This is a genomic window from Neobacillus sp. Soil_C_43 (genome assembly GCF_057656715.1).
Genome location: NZ_JBDGJV010000001.1, coordinates 519,660 through 537,927 on the forward strand (window position 1 = coordinate 519,660; position 18,268 = coordinate 537,927).

Annotated in this window: 20 protein-coding genes; 8 read left to right on the forward strand and 12 right to left on the reverse strand. The window is 38.2% G+C overall.

What is annotated here, in order from left to right:
- The first annotated feature begins 112 nt into the window (after positions 1-112).
- Positions 113-808, forward strand: coding sequence for a Crp/Fnr family transcriptional regulator (locus tag AC3A54_RS02775; protein WP_487653253.1), 696 nt, complete (start codon positions 113-115; stop codon positions 806-808).
- A gap of 212 nt (positions 809-1,020) precedes the next feature.
- Here AC3A54_RS02775 and AC3A54_RS02780 read toward each other — a convergent pair whose 3' ends face one another.
- Positions 1,021-1,506 carry a DUF456 domain-containing protein gene (locus AC3A54_RS02780; protein ID WP_487653254.1) on the reverse strand — a complete coding sequence of 162 codons (486 nt, stop codon included), beginning with the start codon at positions 1,504-1,506 and terminating at the stop codon, positions 1,021-1,023.
- Positions 1,507-1,627: 121 nt separating this feature from the next.
- Between AC3A54_RS02780 and AC3A54_RS02785 the strand changes: the two genes are divergently transcribed.
- The 3 genes from AC3A54_RS02785 to ispG all read left to right on the forward strand — a co-directional run bounded on the left by AC3A54_RS02785 (position 1,628) and on the right by ispG (position 4,053).
- Positions 1,628-2,407, forward strand: a complete 780-nt coding sequence (locus AC3A54_RS02785) for a DUF1189 domain-containing protein (RefSeq protein WP_487653255.1) — start codon at positions 1,628-1,630, stop codon at positions 2,405-2,407.
- Between the two features lie 83 nt (positions 2,408-2,490).
- Entirely contained in the window at positions 2,491-2,838 is a 348-nt protein-coding gene (locus AC3A54_RS02790) for a LysM peptidoglycan-binding domain-containing protein (protein ID WP_487653256.1), read from the forward strand.
- A gap of 114 nt (positions 2,839-2,952) precedes the next feature.
- Positions 2,953-4,053: a flavodoxin-dependent (E)-4-hydroxy-3-methylbut-2-enyl-diphosphate synthase gene (gene ispG / locus AC3A54_RS02795; RefSeq protein ID WP_309867754.1), complete on the forward strand. Its 1,101-nt coding sequence runs from the start codon at positions 2,953-2,955 to the stop codon at positions 4,051-4,053.
- Positions 4,054-4,271: 218 nt separating this feature from the next.
- Here the strand turns inward: ispG and AC3A54_RS02800 are convergent, their stop codons facing one another.
- Positions 4,272-4,754 carry a hypothetical protein gene (locus tag AC3A54_RS02800; protein WP_335548351.1) on the reverse strand — a complete coding sequence of 161 codons (483 nt, stop codon included), beginning with the start codon at positions 4,752-4,754 and terminating at the stop codon, positions 4,272-4,274.
- A 192-nt stretch (positions 4,755-4,946) separates the two neighbouring features.
- On the opposite strand from AC3A54_RS02800, the gene AC3A54_RS02805 reads away from it, so the two are divergent.
- The gene (locus AC3A54_RS02805; RefSeq protein WP_487653257.1) at positions 4,947-5,549 is read left to right on the forward strand and encodes a 5' nucleotidase, NT5C type; all 603 of its coding nucleotides are present in this window, start codon (positions 4,947-4,949) and stop codon (positions 5,547-5,549) included.
- A gap of 42 nt (positions 5,550-5,591) precedes the next feature.
- Here AC3A54_RS02805 and zur read toward each other — a convergent pair whose 3' ends face one another.
- Genes zur through AC3A54_RS02820 form a run of 3 tightly spaced genes read right to left on the reverse strand, consistent with a single transcriptional unit; the run spans position 5,592 to position 7,623 of the window.
- The gene (zur, locus tag AC3A54_RS02810) at positions 5,592-6,005 is read right to left on the reverse strand and encodes a zinc uptake transcriptional repressor Zur (protein WP_308083155.1); all 414 of its coding nucleotides are present in this window, start codon (positions 6,003-6,005) and stop codon (positions 5,592-5,594) included.
- Positions 6,002-6,853 carry a metal ABC transporter permease gene (locus AC3A54_RS02815; protein ID WP_308083154.1) on the reverse strand — a complete coding sequence of 284 codons (852 nt, stop codon included), beginning with the start codon at positions 6,851-6,853 and terminating at the stop codon, positions 6,002-6,004. The genes zur and AC3A54_RS02815 overlap by 4 nt, the downstream gene beginning before the upstream one ends.
- Positions 6,850-7,623 carry a metal ABC transporter ATP-binding protein gene (locus AC3A54_RS02820; RefSeq protein ID WP_308083153.1) on the reverse strand — a complete coding sequence of 258 codons (774 nt, stop codon included), beginning with the start codon at positions 7,621-7,623 and terminating at the stop codon, positions 6,850-6,852. Before AC3A54_RS02820 ends, AC3A54_RS02815 begins: the two co-directional genes overlap by 4 nt.
- Before the next feature lie 364 nt (positions 7,624-7,987).
- On the opposite strand from AC3A54_RS02820, the gene AC3A54_RS02825 reads away from it, so the two are divergent.
- On the forward strand, positions 7,988-8,245 hold the full coding sequence (locus AC3A54_RS02825) for a DUF2624 domain-containing protein (RefSeq protein ID WP_309860601.1): 258 nt from the start codon (positions 7,988-7,990) through the stop codon (positions 8,243-8,245).
- A 165-nt stretch (positions 8,246-8,410) separates the two neighbouring features.
- On the opposite strand, the gene AC3A54_RS02830 is transcribed toward AC3A54_RS02825, so the two are convergent.
- Complete coding sequence (locus tag AC3A54_RS02830; RefSeq protein ID WP_308083151.1) at positions 8,411-9,304, reverse strand: deoxyribonuclease IV; 894 nt, start codon at positions 9,302-9,304, stop codon at positions 8,411-8,413.
- A 23-nt stretch (positions 9,305-9,327) separates the two neighbouring features.
- On the reverse strand, positions 9,328-10,644 hold the full coding sequence (locus AC3A54_RS02835) for a DEAD/DEAH box helicase (protein ID WP_335548354.1): 1,317 nt from the start codon (positions 10,642-10,644) through the stop codon (positions 9,328-9,330).
- Between the two features lie 261 nt (positions 10,645-10,905).
- Between AC3A54_RS02835 and vrrA the strand changes: the two genes are divergently transcribed.
- Complete coding sequence (vrrA, locus tag AC3A54_RS02840) at positions 10,906-11,607, forward strand: VrrA/YqfQ family protein (protein WP_487653258.1); 702 nt, start codon at positions 10,906-10,908, stop codon at positions 11,605-11,607.
- 137 nt (positions 11,608-11,744) lie between these two features.
- Positions 11,745-12,695, forward strand: coding sequence for a 4-hydroxy-3-methylbut-2-enyl diphosphate reductase (locus tag AC3A54_RS02845; RefSeq protein WP_487653259.1), 951 nt, complete (start codon positions 11,745-11,747; stop codon positions 12,693-12,695).
- Positions 12,696-12,929: 234 nt separating this feature from the next.
- Here the strand turns inward: AC3A54_RS02845 and AC3A54_RS02850 are convergent, their stop codons facing one another.
- The 5 genes from AC3A54_RS02850 to rpoD all read right to left on the reverse strand — a co-directional run bounded on the left by AC3A54_RS02850 (position 12,930) and on the right by rpoD (position 18,238).
- Complete coding sequence (locus AC3A54_RS02850) at positions 12,930-14,045, reverse strand: Nif3-like dinuclear metal center hexameric protein (protein ID WP_487653260.1); 1,116 nt, start codon at positions 14,043-14,045, stop codon at positions 12,930-12,932.
- Positions 14,032-14,751 carry a tRNA (adenine(22)-N(1))-methyltransferase gene (locus AC3A54_RS02855; protein ID WP_487653261.1) on the reverse strand — a complete coding sequence of 240 codons (720 nt, stop codon included), beginning with the start codon at positions 14,749-14,751 and terminating at the stop codon, positions 14,032-14,034. The genes AC3A54_RS02850 and AC3A54_RS02855 overlap by 14 nt, the downstream gene beginning before the upstream one ends.
- Before the next feature lie 93 nt (positions 14,752-14,844).
- On the reverse strand, positions 14,845-15,213 hold the full coding sequence (gene cccA, locus AC3A54_RS02860; RefSeq protein ID WP_335548358.1) for a cytochrome c550: 369 nt from the start codon (positions 15,211-15,213) through the stop codon (positions 14,845-14,847).
- A 383-nt stretch (positions 15,214-15,596) separates the two neighbouring features.
- Positions 15,597-16,736: an acyl-CoA dehydrogenase family protein gene (locus AC3A54_RS02865; protein ID WP_487653262.1), complete on the reverse strand. Its 1,140-nt coding sequence runs from the start codon at positions 16,734-16,736 to the stop codon at positions 15,597-15,599.
- A 374-nt stretch (positions 16,737-17,110) separates the two neighbouring features.
- Entirely contained in the window at positions 17,111-18,238 is a 1,128-nt protein-coding gene (gene rpoD / locus AC3A54_RS02870) for an RNA polymerase sigma factor RpoD (protein WP_307286736.1), read from the reverse strand.
- Positions 18,239-18,268 lie beyond the last annotated feature (30 nt).

Consider the following 18,268-nt stretch of genomic DNA (forward strand, 5'->3'; position numbering starts at 1 on the left):
TTTACAATCCCCATTTCAACGATTTTTATTCATAACTAATAATATTTCGAAAAAGTGTCATGATTCTCCTTCCCTTATTCTGTTAAGCTGTAATATATAGGGAGTGATAATGATGGAAAGCAATATGGTTTCTATATATAATTTAATGATTCAGTTTTTCCAGACAAAAGAACCGATTCAAAAGATTAAGTCTGGTTCGGTCCTTTTTCAAGAAAAAGATTCAGTAGAGTATGTTTACTTATTACTTAAAGGAAGTATTGCACTTGGTAGAGTCCATTTAAAAGGAAAAGAGTTTATTTTAAAAGTCTTGAATAACCAAGAGTTAATTGTTGAGTATCAGTTGTTTAAAGCAAATCCCCATTATCAATTTTATGCGAAAACTTTAACTGATTGTGAAATGCTGCTCGTCAAACGGGAGCATTTTGAAGAATTTATCTTAACAGACCCTGAAGCAATGAATGCGCTCGTATTCTGGTTAAGCACTGGTTATCTTAAAGCACAGATGAAATGCCAGGACTTAATTATGAATGGGAAAAAAGGAGGCCTGTATTCCATTTTGATCCGCTTGTGCAATTCATATGGTGTGAAGACAGATGATGGCATCCTGATTGACCTTCCGCTAACACATCAGGAACTAGCTAACTTAACCTTTGGAACACGAGAGGTAATTCAACGTTCTTTGAAGGAGCTTCGAGAAAAGGATATCATTTCATATGATAATCAAAAGATCACTGTTAAAAAGATAAATTGCTTAAAGCAAGAAGTAGATTGCCAAAATTGTTCCTTCGAAATTTGCGGTTTAAATTAAAAAGCCACCGAGGTGGCTTTTTAATTTAGGCTCTGTTAAACTTGCCTGTTGATTTCCGCTCCAGTCACTTCGCTTTCCGTGGGTGTTTCGGCGAGCCTCCTCGGCGAAAAGCGCCTGCGGGGTCTCCCCTGAACCATACTCCCACAGGAGTCTTCGTGCCTTCCGCTCCAATCAACAGGGTGTAAAAATCAATACCGTTCTTTAACACAGCCTTAATTTAAAACAACCATTAGGAAATATCCGATCATTATTGCTTGAATGATGGTTTTTGTCGCGACACTGCTTATAAAGCCTATAACAGAACCAAAGCCAATTTTTATGCTTTCCGTAAAGTTTCTTTTATTGAATAGTAACTCTGCTGCTATTGCACCAATAAAAGGGCCAATTAGGATACCCAACACCGGGATAATAAATGGTCCAAAAATAAGACCAATTGTACTTCCCCAAATACCGGCTTTGGAGCCCCCATATTTCTTAATGCCAATCATATTTGCAATATAATCAGCCACAAACAATAAAATGACAAACAATCCTTGAATTACCCAAAATAACCAATGAAAGGGTTCGAAACTAAAAAACACGCCATACAATAGGAAACCGGCTACCAAAAATATGACGCTAGGAATGATAGGGTATACCAATCCTACGAAAGCTACAATAAATAAAATGGCTATTAAAGACCAATACACTATTTCCATCTTTTCATTCCTTTCTTTGATTATTTTTACGAATCAGAATCAAAAAGGTTTCATAAGGCATTCTTGTATATAAGGCCTACAAAAGATACAATAGAATGGAATCTGTATAAAGGTGGTCACTATGAATATTTTTAAACAATTTATTAAAAGTATCTACTCTCCAAAAGATATTGCCTTATTTCGTTTCCAAGGTATCGGAAAAACTATTCTTTATGTATTCTTTCTAACATTGATTTCCGTTCTACCTGCCATTATTTATTTTAGTACAGCCTTAACCACTGGAATAGATACCGCTGAGAAGATTCTCACGAATGAATCGCCTGATTTTTCAATAAAGAATGGACAACTATCAGCAAAAACCGATGTACCTGTCATAATTAATCGTGAGGACTTCACGATTATCATCGATCCAACTGGCACTATGACTGAAACCGATGTGGAGAACGAAGGAAATGCATTTGCCTTGTTAAAGGATGAATTCGTCCTTACTGCAGCAGGACGGACTGATACATCACCCTATTCCATGTTTGAAGGTTTAACCAAGGATGAAATGCTTAAATTTATCGATACAATTGCTGGAGTAAAGGGTGTAATTATACCTGTGGTTTCGCTGCTTATTTACCTCTTCTCTAGTGCCGCTAGCTTTATTGAAGTGTCCGTCTTAGCATTAATAGGTCTAGTATTAAAGAACCTAGTAGGAAGAAAGCTAAATTATCGCCAATTATGGAGAATGGCTGCATATAGTGAAACGTTGCCTACGCTATTTTTTACAATTATGGCAGCTATTAAAACCACTGTACCTAACAGCGCGCTAATCAATTGGTTTGTTGTGATTATCGTTTTATACTTAGCCATCAAGGAAATTCCAAGACCAAAGACGGTTAAAAGCGATGCACCATAATTGGTGCATTTTTTTTATCTAGTTCTTTTTATAGTTGGACAAGCATAGGTATGTACAAACTTTCCATTTTGGAGGCTTGTCCGATGAAAAAACTTTTTGGTCTATTATTATCTGTTTTAATCATATATGTTATTTACTTTGATTTAACTGTTGGCACACTATCCACTTCAGCTCCTCAGCATGTCGATGCACAGGTGGAGAACACCACTAAAGTAAACAATAATAAACCTAATACAGATATCCCTGCATTTGAAGCAAAAGTAAAACCTGGCGATACTGTTATTTCAATCGTTGAAAATGAGTTAGATAAATCTCTTCCTGTTTCAATAACCGAGCTTATTGAAGATTTTAAGAAGCTCAATCCAGGAAAGTCTCCTGAGAAAATTCAGATTGGCTCCACCTACGTTTTTCCTGATTACTCAAAAAAATGAGGATAATCGCTTCTTCTTGTCAAAAATAGTGGTAGACTGATAAAATAAAGTCGAATTGTTTTTAGAACCCATATTCGAATTCCAATTTAAAGGAGCGAATTCCACGTGAGTGAAATTATACATCGCACAAAAACCCGGCCAGTTAAAGTTGGTAATTTAACAATTGGCGGGAATAATGAATTAATTATCCAAAGTATGACTACAACTAAGACTCATGATGTTGAAGCAACAGTTGCTGAGATTAAACGTCTTGAGGAAGCAGGTTGTCAAATTGTTCGTGTGGCATGTCCAGACGAACGAGCAGCAAATGCTATTTCAGAAATCAAAAAACGAATTAATATTCCCCTTGTGGTAGATATTCATTTTGATTATAAATTAGCTCTTAAAGCCATTGAAGGCGGAGCAGATAAAATCAGAATTAATCCTGGAAACATCGGCAAGCGTGAAAAAGTGGAGGCTGTTGTTAAAGCAGCAAAAGAACGTGGAATCCCCATTCGGATTGGAGTAAACGCAGGTTCACTCGAGAAAAAGATTCTTGAAAAGTACGGTTATCCGACTGCAGATGGAATGGTTGAGAGTGCCCTTCATCATATTAAAATTCTTGAGGACTTAGATTTCCACGACATTATTGTTTCCATGAAAGCATCAGATGTTAATCTGGCTATCGAAGCTTATGAAAAAGCTGCACGGGCATTTGACTATCCATTACATTTAGGAATTACAGAATCCGGAACACTATTTTCTGGAACTGTAAAGAGTGCGGCAGGTTTAGGTGCTATCATTAGTAAAGGAATCGGTAACACCCTTCGTATTTCTTTAAGTGCAGACCCGGTTGAAGAAGTGAAAGTAGCAAGAGAACTTTTGAAAGTTTTTGGACTTTCTTCTAATGCAGCCACATTAATTTCATGTCCAACTTGTGGTCGAATCGAAATTGACCTAATCAGTATTGCAAATGAAGTCGAAGAATATATCCAAAATATCAAAGCGCCTATTAAGGTTTCAGTTTTAGGCTGTGCTGTCAATGGTCCAGGTGAAGCTCGAGAAGCTGATATCGGAATTGCAGGTGCCCGCGGTGAAGGTTTGCTTTTTAGAAAAGGTGAAATCGTTCGTAAAGTTCCAGAGGCTCAAATGGTCGAAGAATTGAAAAAAGAAATTGATCAAGTTGCGGAAGAATATTTCCGCAAAAAAGCTGAAGAAGAAAAAGTGAATAAATAATAAGAAAAGCGGAAGCGCCTTGATCAGCCCCGACAGGCAAATGTTCTTCTGCAAAAAAAGTCGTTCTTTGACTTTTATTGCAGAAGGTTATTTGACCCGAGGGGCTAGGCGCTGGAGCTGGACAATTCTCGAAGTCATTTTTACATTCTTATTTATATAAAGTAAGAAACCCGGTAATTAGCTACCGGGTTTCTTTTTGCTCCTAGGCTGCGTTCATGTTAAAAGAACGGAAGAATAAACATACCAAGAATGATCGAGATGGCACCAATACCTATTGCCCAGGCACCAAGCCCCTCGGCACCCCTTCTTCTAGCAACAAACCCTAACACAATACCGGCAGCACCAAAAAGAATTGGCATAACAAACAGGGACAAAATAGAAAGAGCAATTGCAAGGGTACCTATTCCGGTCCCTCCCTCAGCTCTCTCCCTATCCCCTGTACGCACATCTCTTCGAACTACAGGTACTGGGGCAGCTATTTCGGCAGCTGTTTCTTCTCTGTATCCATGAGAATGGATTGGAACTGATGCTCCAATTTCAGGAACAGGATCGTCTTTTTTCAATGAGTAGCGAGTTTTAATAGGCTCGGCAACTTCAGATGCTACTTCTTCCCTAAACTCTGATGGAGAATTGGGGATATCCTCGCCTATAATTGAACTTCGAAGGGCTTCCTGAATTCTTGTGTCTCTTTCGTCTGCCATCCTAATCCCTCACTTTCAGTAATAGGAGCATTTATTATTGTTAGCTTCCTTCAAATTTTTAATATGTTAATGTTTAACTGCATTAGTTTTTTATTTCATTTACCGAAAAAATTTACTTATAAATAAATACTTTATTGTTAAGCTGTCTTTGGTAAAATAAAGATAGTCTATTGCAATTTGAAGGTGAGCCTAATGAGAAGAAGATTTGGAATTGACATCGATGGAACGGTAACTTGCCCTAAATCGATACTGCCATTTATCAACAAAGCTTTTGGAATGGAAATTATGTACGAAGACGTGAATCAATATGACTTGACACCCTTTGTTAATGTATCGGAGAAAGAATTTGCAAAATGGTTTGCCAAGAATGAACCACTTATATATAAGGAATCTCCGCTTGCAACAGGTGCAAAAAAAGTCCTTAACAAGTGGAAAAATAAACATGAACTGTTCTTTATTAGTGCTAGGGGCTCCCATTTACTTGAAGTCACTGAGAATTGGTTTTTTGACCAAGGATTAATTTTTGACCATATTGAATTAATTGGTTCCCACGATAAAGTGGAAACAGTAAAAAAGCATAAAGTGGAAATCTTTTTCGAGGATAAACATGATAATGCGATCATGATTCATGAAGAATGTAAGATTCCGGTTATATTATTTAATACCCCTTACAATCAAGACCCTATTCCAAATGGGGTTATACGGGTTAATAACTGGATAGAGGCTAATGATTGGGTTGACGAATGGTTAAAACAACAAGGGTTCAAACCTCAAATGGCCAGCTTCCATTTATAGGATAATAAAAACAGCTTGTGCTCCCACAAGCTGTTTTTTTCTCTAATTCAAACATTCCGGACAACGGCCATATATCTCAAATTTATGTCCTGAGACATCGTAGCCTTTCAAATTTTCACTTAGACCATTCATAGGACAGGTTTCAATTTTCTTGGTTTTACCACAGTCTAAACAGATAAAATGGTGATGATGGTGGCTACTCGAACAAGTAAAACGGAAATGTTTTTCCCCAGATAACTCTGTCATTTCTAAAATCCCCATATTGACAAATAAGGATAGGTTGCGATATATCGTATCAAAGCTTAGACCTGGATAATCATCCTTTAACTGATCGAGGACATCCTTAGCGGTTAAATATTTATCGCTGTCAGCAAACAATTGAAGCATGTCTTCTCTTTTTCCTGTTTGCTTAAATCCATTTTCCTTTAGGTATTGGATTGCTTCGTTAACGTTCATTTAGCACCACCTCCTAATGCACCAGTTAATTTTTTGTAAAAAATAGAACATACAAGAATAAGAACGGCAAGCATAACAATGGTCCCACCTGGAGCCAAATCTACATAGTAGGCAATAAAAAGGCCGCCCAATACTGCTAATTCACCAAAAAGAACGGATAAGAAAATGGTTTGTTTAAATCCCTTTGCGATCCGAATACTGGCAGCAACTGGCAACGTCATTAAAGAGGATACCAGTAGAATTCCAACAATTCTCATAGAAGCTGCAATAACCAAAGCAACCATAACAATAAAGATGAAATGAATACTTTTAGCAGCAATCCCAGATGCTTTCGCATGCTCTTCATCAAAAGAAAGCAAAAACAACTCTTTATACAAGGAAATAATAACCAGTATAACCAAAATACTTATGATAAGAATAACCCATAGGTCTGTACGACTTACAGCAGAAACACTACCGAACAAATAACTAAACAAGTCTGTATTAAATCCATTCGCAAGTGAAATAAAGATAACGCCTAGTCCAATCCCGCTTGATAAAATAATGGGAATGGCAAGCTCCTGATAATGTTTATAAACCCCTCTTAGTTTTTCAATAAATAATGATCCGCCTACTGAAAAAACCATACCTAAATATAGAGGATTTAAACCTGCCATGATGGCAAATTTCTTTTCAATAAGAAGGCTCGCTGCAATACCCGCAAGTGTTACATGACTAAGTGCGTCAGCAATTAAAGATAATCTTCTCACAACGATAAAAACACCGAGCAATGGAGCTAGTATCCCGATCATAATTCCGGTTAAGAAGGCATTTTGTAAAAATTCATAATGAAAAATTCCTTGAATCATTTTCTGGCGCCTCCGTGTTCATGGTGATGAGCTAGTAAATGAACGTCATGGCCATAAAACTCAGACATCCCTTCCCCTCTTAACTCTTCAAATTCTTTTGTTTCACCATGAAAATGTAAATGTTTATTTAAGCAAGCAACATGGGTGACCTTATCGGAAATAGTGCCAATATCGTGTGTAACCAACAGCAATGTAATCGCACGATTTTGGTTTAAATCACCGAGCATTTGATAGAAGGAATTTACGTTTTCAGCATCCACTCCTACCGTTGGTTCGTCAAGAATCAGCAATTTGGGTTCACTGACTAGTGCTCGAGCAATAAACACTCTTTGCTGCTGACCACCAGAGAGTTCTCCAATATTTCTGTTACTGAATTCTCTCATGCCAACTGCTTCTAATGCCTCAAATACCTTCATCGAATGTTCCTTTTTAAAGAACGTAAACAAACCGAGCTTTTTTGTTAACCCGCTTGCCACTACTTCAAATACGGTAGCAGGGAAACCTGTGTTAAATGAATTAGCCTTTTGTGACACATACCCGATCTTCTGCCAATCTTTAAATTTAGAGATTTCCTGACCAAATAAAGTGATGTCGCCTTTCTGGGGTTTTAATAGCCCTAATATCAATTTTAACAATGTTGATTTCCCTGACCCATTTGGACCCACAATAGCTAAAAATGAACCGTCAGGAATGGACATGTTTATGTCCTCTAAGACTGTATCCTTTTCATATCGATAAAATAAATGTTGAATATCAATTATTGATTGCATATTTTGCACTCTCACTTTTTAATTATAGGCTGTGTTAAAGAATAGTGTTGATTTATACACCCTGTTGATTGGAGCGGAAGGCACGAAGACTCCTGTGGGAGTATGGTTCAGGGGAGACCCCGCAGGCGCAAGCGCCGAGGAGGCTCGCCGAAACAACCACGAACCGCTTGTGCCTGGAGCGGAAATCAACAGGCAATTTTAACAAAGCCAATTATAAGAATCATTCCGATTTAACTTAATGTAGTATACAATACGATATTCTGATTGTAAAGCATACAGCAACTAGGCAGGTGCACTCTACTTTTTAAATCCTTTGTCACACTCCCGTTTGTTTTTCATACATTAGCATGGAGGAGTGATGAGGGTGAAAATATTTGAAAACATCATTAATCATAAGATCAACACGATTACTGCTGAAGAGTTAGTCAAATATGCCAATCAATTCAATATTAAAGTAAACCAGCAACAGGCTAGGAAGATTGCAGAATACTTACGTGGTAAAAACATAAATATTTTTGATGATACACAAAGAAGTAAATTAGTAAAAGAAATTGCAAAAGCAGCTGGTCCGGAAACAGCGCGCGAAGTCAATAAATTATTAATGCAGATTACTAAGCAATAAGTGCAAGCGCCTTGGTCAGCCCCGACAGGCAAATGTTCTTCGGCCAGAAAAGTCGTTCTTTGACTTTACTTGCCGAAGGTTATTTGACCCGAGGGGCTAGGCGCTGGAACTGGACAATTCTCAAAGTCGAATTTAAAAAAGCTGTGCAGATTGCACAGCTTTTCCTTATGATTGCATGATTATATCTAACAGATTTTCATTAAATGTCTGATTGCGTAGCATCTCTATTTCCTGTTTATACGGTGCTTTTTTATTGTTCTTATCTTCTCCAACAAAAGGAGTTTCAAGAATCTTAGGAACATCCATCAATTGTGGATGGTGAACGATATAATTCAGAGCCTTAAAGCCAATATGACCAAAGCCAATATTTTCATGGCGGTCCTTCCTCATACCAACTGCATTTTTACTATCATTGATATGAAGTACCTTTAGCTTCTCCAGGCCAACAATTTTATCAAATTCATTTAAGACACCATCAAAGTCTTCCACAATGTTATAGCCGGCATCATGCGTATGGCATGTATCGAAACAGACGGATAATTTATCACTATAATTAACCCCATCCATAATCATTGCAATTTCTTCAAAAGATTTACCACACTCAGATCCTTTTCCAGCCATGGTCTCTAACGCAATTTGCAGTTGTTCCTTACCCGTCAAAACCTCATTTAATCCTTCAATAATTTTCTTAATTCCTGCCTCTGTGCCTGCACTAACATGGGCACCAGGATGAAGGACAATTTGCTTTGCACCAAGCGCTTCTGTTCTATCTATTTCACTGCGGAGGAACCTTACACCTAACTCAAATGTGTCAGGATTTGTGGTATTCCCAATATTAATGATATAAGGAGCATGGACTATAATTTCTGAGATTCCATTCTCCTCCATATGCTTTCTTCCTTCTTCGATGTTCAGGTCTTCAATTTTCTTTCTTCTGGTATTTTGTGGAGCACCTGTATAGATCATAAACGTATTTGCACCATAAGATACTGCTTCTTTACTAGCTGCAAGCAACATATCTTTTCCGCTCATCGACACGTGTGACCCAATTTTTAACATCTTGTTCCTCTCCATTCAATCTCTTATTTCTTTTTCTGGTTCAATTTCCGCTGACGTTTCTTTATTTTGTCCATTTCCCATTGCATTTTCTTTTTATAACCTGGCTTTACTTTTTGTGGCTTCTTTACTAGGGTTTTAGCTGTTTTAGCTGCTTCATCTTCTTTTCTAACTCTTGTCTTTCTTTTATTTCGTTCATCTATTTCAACAAAACCTTCTTTTTTAAGATCCACATGTTTAAATTGAATACCCATTTTTTCTAACTTGTTTAACGCATCTTCATCGGAACTCTCATAAATGGTAAGGGCTATCCCTGTATTGCCTGCTCTCGCTGTTCTTCCAACCCTATGGATATAAAAATCCAAATCTGTTGGAAGTTCATAGTTTATTACATGGCTGACACCTTCAATATCGATACCCCTTGAGGCGAGGTCCGTTGCCACGATATATTGGAACTCCAAATCCTGAATTTGCTTCATCATTTTTTTACGTTCCCGTGGGTTTAAGTTCCCATGAACACGGCCAACCTTTAGCCCTTTTTCATTTAAGTAGTACGCTACCTCTTCAGCCATTTTTTTAGTATTCGTAAAAACAATCGCTAAATAGGGATTGTAGGCCAGTAGGGCATCATGAACAAGCTGCTTCTTACTGCGATGTCTGGATGGTAAAAGAGCATGCTCTAAATTTTCAGCAGCCTTATTTTTTGGATCAATATGAACCGTTTTTGGATTTTCCATATACTTTTTTAAAAAAGGTTTAAGTTTTTCAGGTATGGTCGCAGAAAAGACAAGCATTTGCAAGTTCTCCGGCATCTTTGCAGCTACCTGATCCACATCTTCAATAAATCCCATATCTAGAATCATGTCTGCTTCATCAACAACAAGGATTTCTGATGTATGAATGAAAAGAGCTTGTTCAACCATTAAATCCTTTATTCGTCCTGGAGTACCTACAACGATTTGAGGCTGTACCTTTAATTTTTCAATGGTCCGCTGTTTGTCAGTTCCACCAATATAGCATCTTGTCATGATTTGACTATCTGGACTGCAGTTTTCTGTTACTTTTAAGATTTGATGATAAATTTGTGAGGCTAATTCTCTTGTCGGTGCAGTAATAACTGCTTGAACCTCTTGACGCTTTGGATCAATTTTTTCAAGGATAGGTAATACATAGGCAAATGTTTTACCTGTTCCTGTTTGGGATTGGCCAATGGCACTTTCTCCCTTAAGCACTAATGGAATCATCCGTTCCTGAATTTCCGTTGGACTATAAAAACCAAACTTATTCAGCGAATCTATAATAAAAGGTTGAAACTTAAAACGATCAAATTTATTTACTTTCATATAAGGGCTCCTTATTCTAAAAAATATCCTATGGTTTAATGTAGTTTTTCTTTACCAGCATGTGCCTACACTTTTCATTCCATCATGTTATTATATTAAAGTTTCTCTTAAATCACCAGCTAACTATCTATATATTTCTCATCTTTTACATTTTATCCGATTTTTAAAATGAAATTTAGTTAATAACTTGTGTAGAATACCTAAACCAAATTAGGGTAAATGCATATTTTAAAGCATGAGGGAACGAAAGGAGGTCGTGGTATGCAACCAAGACCAAGAGTACCTATGCAAGGCGGTATGGGCGGCCCAGGTATGTTTGGAGGCAGAAATCCGATGATGGGGGCTGGGAACAATCCTTTTGCCGGAAGAAGCCCAATGATGGGACCTAGTATAAACCCCTTTGGAGGAGGAAACCAAATGATGAGGCCAACTGCCAATCCATTTGGGGGAAGAAATCCGATGATGGGATCGATGGGAAGACAAATGAACGGTGGCGGCGGGCTACTCTCAAAAATTTTGGGTAGAGGAAACCAAGCTGGCGGTGCAGGTGGACTTATGGGTGCACAAGGAGCTGGCAGGGCTGCATCAGGCGGTGCAGGAGGATTACTCCAGTCCTTAAGTAACCCAGGCGGATTAACCTCTATTCTCAATAATACCCAACAAGTATTAAGAACAGCACAATCTATAGGCCCTGTCATTCAACAGTACGGCCCAATGGTCAAGAATCTCCCGGCCATGTGGAAGCTCTATAAAGGATTTAAAAATGCATCAAAGAGTATGGAAGAAACAACGGATGGGAAAAGTAATCAATCGGTAGCCGTTATGGATGAAGAGTCTTCAACGAACGAGCAAACTGAAAACCGCCGTACAGGAAAACAATCTAGTCAAAAGAAGCAACAAAAGCCCGCTAAAAGTAGCGGAAAACAACCAAGAGGAAATTCCATTCCGAGAATGTACATCTAACGTCAGAATGCTGGAAACAGCATTCTTTTTATTTCTCGCTATTCCAAAAGGAAAAATGTATCTTTGTATTCTATCTATTAGTCTTATATAATAAATACATAGTCTATTAAACAATGTCTTTTAGGAGGACTTCATATATGCAAATCATAAAGATATCTCCACGCGGATACTGTTATGGTGTGGTCGACGCCATGGTCATCGCTAGAAACGCCGCATTAGATAAATCTTTGCCACGTCCAATCTACATTTTAGGAATGATTGTTCATAATAAACATGTTACAGATGCTTTCGAGGAAGAAGGAATCATCACACTAGATGGAAAAAACAGAAAAGATATTCTTGATAAGGTAGAATCAGGGACAGTTATTTTTACTGCCCACGGGATTTCTCCAGAAGTGCGTGAACTTGCTAAAAAGAAAGGCCTTGTAACCATTGATGCAACATGTCCTGACGTGACAAGAACACATGACCTCATTGAAGAAAAGACCCAACAAGGTTACCACGTCATTTACATTGGAAAAAAAGGGCATCCAGAACCAGAAGGAGCTGTTGGTGTTGCTCCTGGCATGGTTCATCTGGTGGAAACCCCGAGTGATGTTGAAGCATTAACCATTAATTGTGAGAAGCTTCTCGTAACGAACCAAACGACTATGAGTCAATGGGATGTTTCGGATACGATGAAAAGGGTTCAACAAAAATATCCTCATGTTGAGGTTTATAATGAAATTTGCCATGCAACCCAAATACGCCAAGAGGCAGTTGCCGATCAGGCCACTGAAGCTGACGTTACTATTGTTGTAGGAGATCCAAAAAGTAATAATTCTAATCGTCTTGCACAGGTTTCAGAAGAAATTGCTGGTACAAGGGCGTATCGTATTGCAGATATTACTGAGTTAGAAATTGATTGGATTAAGGATGCTAAGACGGTTGCTGTTACATCCGGAGCCTCCACACCTACTCCTATTACAAAGGAAGTCATAACGTTCTTAGAACAATTTGATCCGAACAATGAAGCCACTTGGGAACGGAGAAAAAAAGTTCAACTAAGTAGAATATTACCTAAGGTTAAAAAGGCCGAAAACGAGTAAATGAAAAGAACCGCGTCTTACGTTAGACGCGGTTCTTTTTCTTTTTGGCTCTATTAACTTGCCTGTTGATTTCCGCTCCAGGCACTTCGCTTTCCGTGGGTGTTTCGGCGAGCCTCCTCGGCGCTTGCGCCTGCGGGGTCTCCCCTGAACCATACTCCCACAGGAGTCTTCGTGCCTTCCGCTCCAATCAACAGGGTGTATATATCAACACTGTTCTTTAACACAGCCTTCTTTTTAAATGAATTGGAAAGGATCCGTATTAACTTCAGAAGGGAATATCTCTACTTCATATCCTTCTTCTCTACACAACTTTTGCAAGGCTGCTGTCAATCCTTTTTTCATGACCTTTTCAACATTATGCCCAGGATCAATCATATTAAGACCTTGCATCATAGCATCATGTGCAGTGTGATAATAAATATCTCCTGTTACATATACATCGGCTCCTTTGAATTTGGCATTCATGAAATATTTATTTCCATCGCCACCCAAAACAGCAACCTTTCTAACCTTAGAAGCTAGATCGCCTACTACTCTTACTTGTTCCACATCAAGTGCGGTCTTTACTTTTTCTGCAAACTCTCCAAGAGTCATTTCACTAACTTTTCCTATCCTACCTAGACCAAGCACTTCCCCTTTATTTTCAGTAGGATATACATCGTAAGCTACTTCTTCATAAGGATGTGCTTTAATCAATGCAGTAATGGCTTTTTTTAGAAGCGGTTCTGGAACTATGGTCTCAATCCGAATCTCATCTACCTCTTCTAACTGACCAGGTTGCCCCACAAAGGGATTTGTATTCTCACCAGGCAGAAACCGCCCGGTGCCATTTGTAGAGAAGGTACAATGACTGTAATTCCCTATAAAACCTGCTCCGGCTTTGCCAAGTACGTTTCTAATTTCTTCTGCATGGCTTACAGGTACAAAAACCACTAATTTCTTTAACTTCGTGTCAAAGGTAGGGACTAGTACTTCTGGTTCCCGTAATTCTAATGCAGCTGCCAAGAGGTCGTTTACTCCTCCCTTTGCAACGTCCAGATTGGTGTGTGCCGCATAGACTGCAATGTCGTGTTTTAATAGCTTTTCAACCATTCTACCTTGTGTTGTATCCGTTAGTACATTTTTTAGTGGGCGAAAAATAATTGGATGGTGTGCAATGATCAGTTGTACATTTTTTTCAACAGCTTCATCTATTACATCTTCCAGCACATCAAGAGCAATCATCACTCGATCAACCTTTTTATTTAACCTTCCAACTTGCAAGCCAATTTTATCGCCTTCCATTGCTAAGGATTTCGGTGAAAACTGTTCAAAAAGCTGAATAATCTCATGCCCGTTAGGATTCTTCAAGTTTCAATACCTCCTCAACTAACCTTATCTTGTTCAATAACTCTTGCTTTTTTTCTACTGTTTCAGCCGTTTCTCCTGCACTCTCTAACTGATCTACTATTCGCTTCCAATTTTTTATTTCCATGGACCATTTTTTTTGAAAGGCTGGTTCTTGATTTTGACTTAGAAATGGCCCTAATAAAAGACCACTTTCTAACTGATTTTGATAAGGTTTAGAGGTATCTCCTTTTTCAGCAACAAGGACCTCGTAAATTTTCCCGTCCTCTTCCATAATTTCTTCCGCAACAAGTTCCCAATTATTTTCTAAGAACCATTTTCGGATAGAAATTGCACTAATATTTGGTTGCAATACTAACCGTTTGACAGACCCAAGCTTTTCTTTCCCATTTTCTAATATACTTGTGATTAAAGAGCCACCCATTCCTGCAATAGTAATACAATCCACTTCTCCAGGTTGAATGACTTCTAAACCATCACCCATTCGTACAGAAATAATAGAAGATAAACCTTCCGATTGAACATTTCTTTCGGCCGATTGGTATGGTCCTGCAGCAACCTCTCCTGCAATAGCAAAAGAAATTCCTGTACTTTTGGCTAAGTAACAGGGTAAATATGCATGATCAGAGCCAATATCTGCAATCCTAGACCCAGCAGGTACATATTTAGCCACTGTAGCTAATCGGATTGATAATTTATCAGTATTCAAAAAACCACCACTTTACAATAAAATCATTAATTACTTTTCTAAGTATAAAAAAAGTCCTTCACATATGCAAAGGACTTCTTTTAAGACGATACATTATTTGATATTTGCTAACCAATCTGCCATTGCAGCAGCTTGTTCTTGTGGAACTAGACCAGCAGGCATGTTTCCTTTACCTTTTGTCACGATTTCCATAAGTTGATCCTTAGAATATTTGCCTCCTACACCTTTTAACGTAGGACCCACTACCCCTTGATACTGATCACCGTGACAAGCAACACATGTTTGCTTATAAATGTCTTCTGGCTTAGAAGCAGCTACTTCCGTCTTCTCGCTGCCATTTCCTTCACCCTTCTCACTAGCTACTTCTTTCATATCTCCAAGGCCTTTGAAAGACATGACAAATACAAGTACGAGTCCAAAAACCATGATAAGAATAAAAGGAATTACTGGATTACGTTTCATGCAATTAACCTCCCTTATGTACGAACATCTGTTAATAAATAAATAGTCTACAAACAATTACTATTTTACTTGAAAATGAACAGAAGGAAAAGCCCTAAACTTATTTTATCACTATAATCTTTATAAAAAACAAAGCTTTGTTAAACTTGCCTGTTGATTTCCGCTCCAAGTGCTTCGCTTTCCGTGGGCGTTTCGGCGAGCCTCCTCGGCGCTCACGCCTGCGGGGTCTCCCCTGAACCGTACTCCCACAGGAGTCTCGCACCTTCCGCTCCAATCAACAGGGTACAAAAAATTAACACTGTTCTTTAACAAAGACAAAAGAAAAAAGAGGTAAATTAACGACAATAATTAATTTACCTCTCTTAGCTTTCCCATATATACTTTTAACAACCAATTAATCGCGAAATAACCATTCGTTGAACTTCAGATGTTCCTTCACCAATTTCAAGCAGTTTTGCATCACGCATCATTCTTTCCACATGATACTCCTTCATATATCCGTATCCACCATGTATCTGAACAGCCTGACTCGTTACTTCCATACAGATTTCAGAAGCATATAGTTTACACATTGCAGCTTCTTTTGAGAACGCTCTGCCTTGATCTTTTAACCAAGCAGCTTTATACACCATATTTCTGGCTAATTCAATTTTCATTGCCATATCGGCTAATTTAAACTGAATAGCTTGGAAAGAGGAAATGGATTTTCCAAATTGCTTCCGTTCCTTTGCATAGGCAAGTGCCTTCTCATACGCACCCTGAGCAATCCCCACTGCCATAGCTCCAATCCCAATTCGGCCCCCATCAAGTGTAATCAAAAACTGTCTAAAACCCTCTCCTCGCTTTCCTAAAAGATTTTCGGAAGAAACTCTTACATCCTCTAATACAAGCTCCGTGGTATTCGAAGCATTCAAACCCATCTTTTCGTAATTATCAATAATCGTAAAGCCGTCAGAATTAGTAGGAACGATAATCGCACTGATTTCTTTCTTCCCGTTATTTTCACCAGTTATAGCTGTTAAGGCTAAATGCTTTGCGAAGCTTGCGTTAGTAATGAAACACTTATTCCCATTTATTAGGAATTCACCATTCGCTTCTCTAGCGGAAGTTCTTGTACCGCCCGCATCTGAACCAGCATTGGGTTCCGTTAAGCCAAATGCACCAAATGATTCACCTGTACAAATAGGAGTTAAATATTTTTGCTTTTGTTCTTCAGTCCCAAACAAATGAAGGGGTGCTCCACCTAATGAAATATGAGCAGAATAGGTAATCCCTGTCGATGCACAAGCTCTACTTAATTCTTCAGTTACAATCGCAAAGCTGACAGTATCTGCTCCAGCACCGCCGTATTCTTCAGGGAATGGAAGTCCCATAATCCCCATTTCAGCAAGCTTTTTAAAGATCTCTACTGGAAATTGTTTAGTTTTATCTCTTTCAATAGCACCAGGTGCTACCTCTTCATCTGCAAATTGGCGAATTGTCCGTTTAATCATATCTTGTTCAGCTGTTAAGTCGAAATTCATTTTTATCCCCCTTGAAACAACTTTGTATGCGCTTTCTTTATTTATTATAAAAGAAACAACCGAAATTTCTCAACATTTAAAAATTTTATAAAATAATTAATTATTTAAAAATAATAAAAATAGTAATTCAACAAAGTTGCAAGAAAAGAATTTACACTATTAACACAGAGAATAAGAAACAAGAACAAGTTTATTCCTTTTCCAAAAAAATAAAATTCATTAAAACAAATGAATAAATCAATGTGCCTATTTGCAAAATGAGAGACAATTCAGTAAAATAAACTCAAATACAGTAAGTGCTTTCAATGTAAACTTTTATAAAAAGACAAAAAAAAGTTTACTCCCTTAAAGAGTAAACCATTAATTGAATAAATTTATTCTAAGAAATCTTTCAACCGTTTGCTCCGGCTTGGATGACGTAATTTCCGCAATGCTTTCGCTTCAATTTGACGAATTCGCTCGCGGGTTACTCCAAAGACTTTCCCTACTTCTTCTAGTGTACGAGTCCGGCCATCATCCAATCCAAAACGCAGGCGAAGGACGTTTTCTTCCCTGTCTGTCAAAGTATCGAGAACGTCTTCTAATTGCTCTTTTAATAATTCATACGCAGCATGTTCAGAAGGAGACGTTGCATCTTGGTCTTCTATGAAATCACCAAGATGAGAATCATCTTCTTCACCAATTGGTGTTTCCAATGAAACAGGCTCTTGAGCAATCTTTAGAATTTCCCTTACTTTATCCGGGGTTAAATCCATATCTTCCCCAATTTCTTCTGGTGTTGGTTCACGTCCAAGATCCTGTAGTAATTGACGTTGAACACGGATAAGTTTGTTAATTGTTTCAACCATATGAACAGGGATACGAATGGTTCTGGCTTGGTCCGCAATCGCCCTTGTGATAGCTTGGCGAATCCACCAGGTTGCATAGGTACTAAACTTAAAGCCTTTACGATAATCGAATTTTTCAACTGCTTTAATAAGACCCATATTTCCTTCTTGAATCAGGTCTAGAAATAGCATACCGCGACCTACATAGCGCTTTGCAATACTTACGACTAGACGTAGGTTTGCTTCAGCCAAACGGCGCTTCGCTTCCTCGTCACCTTCTTCAATACGGTTGGCGAGTTTAATCTCTTCTTCACCAGAAAGTAAGTCAACGCGACCAATCTCTTTTAAATACATACGAACTGGGTCATTAATCTTAACACCTGGAGGAACGCTAAGATCATTTAAATCAAATTCTTCGTCGTCCCCTTTTGATAATTGTTTACTGTTTGGAGCTTCCTCACTATCGCCTACTAATTCGATACCTTGATCTCCCAGGAATTCATAAAACTCATCCATTTGATCAGATTCTAAATCAAAATTAGCCATCTTTTCGGCAATGTCATCATAGGCAAGGACACCAACTTTTTTTCCTAATTCAGTTAACTGATCCTTTACTTGTTCAAAGGTCAGTTCATTCTCGGCCTCTTTTGAACGGGCTGATTTTTCAGCAGCCATATGTCCTCCTCCTTCCAGAATCAAAGACAC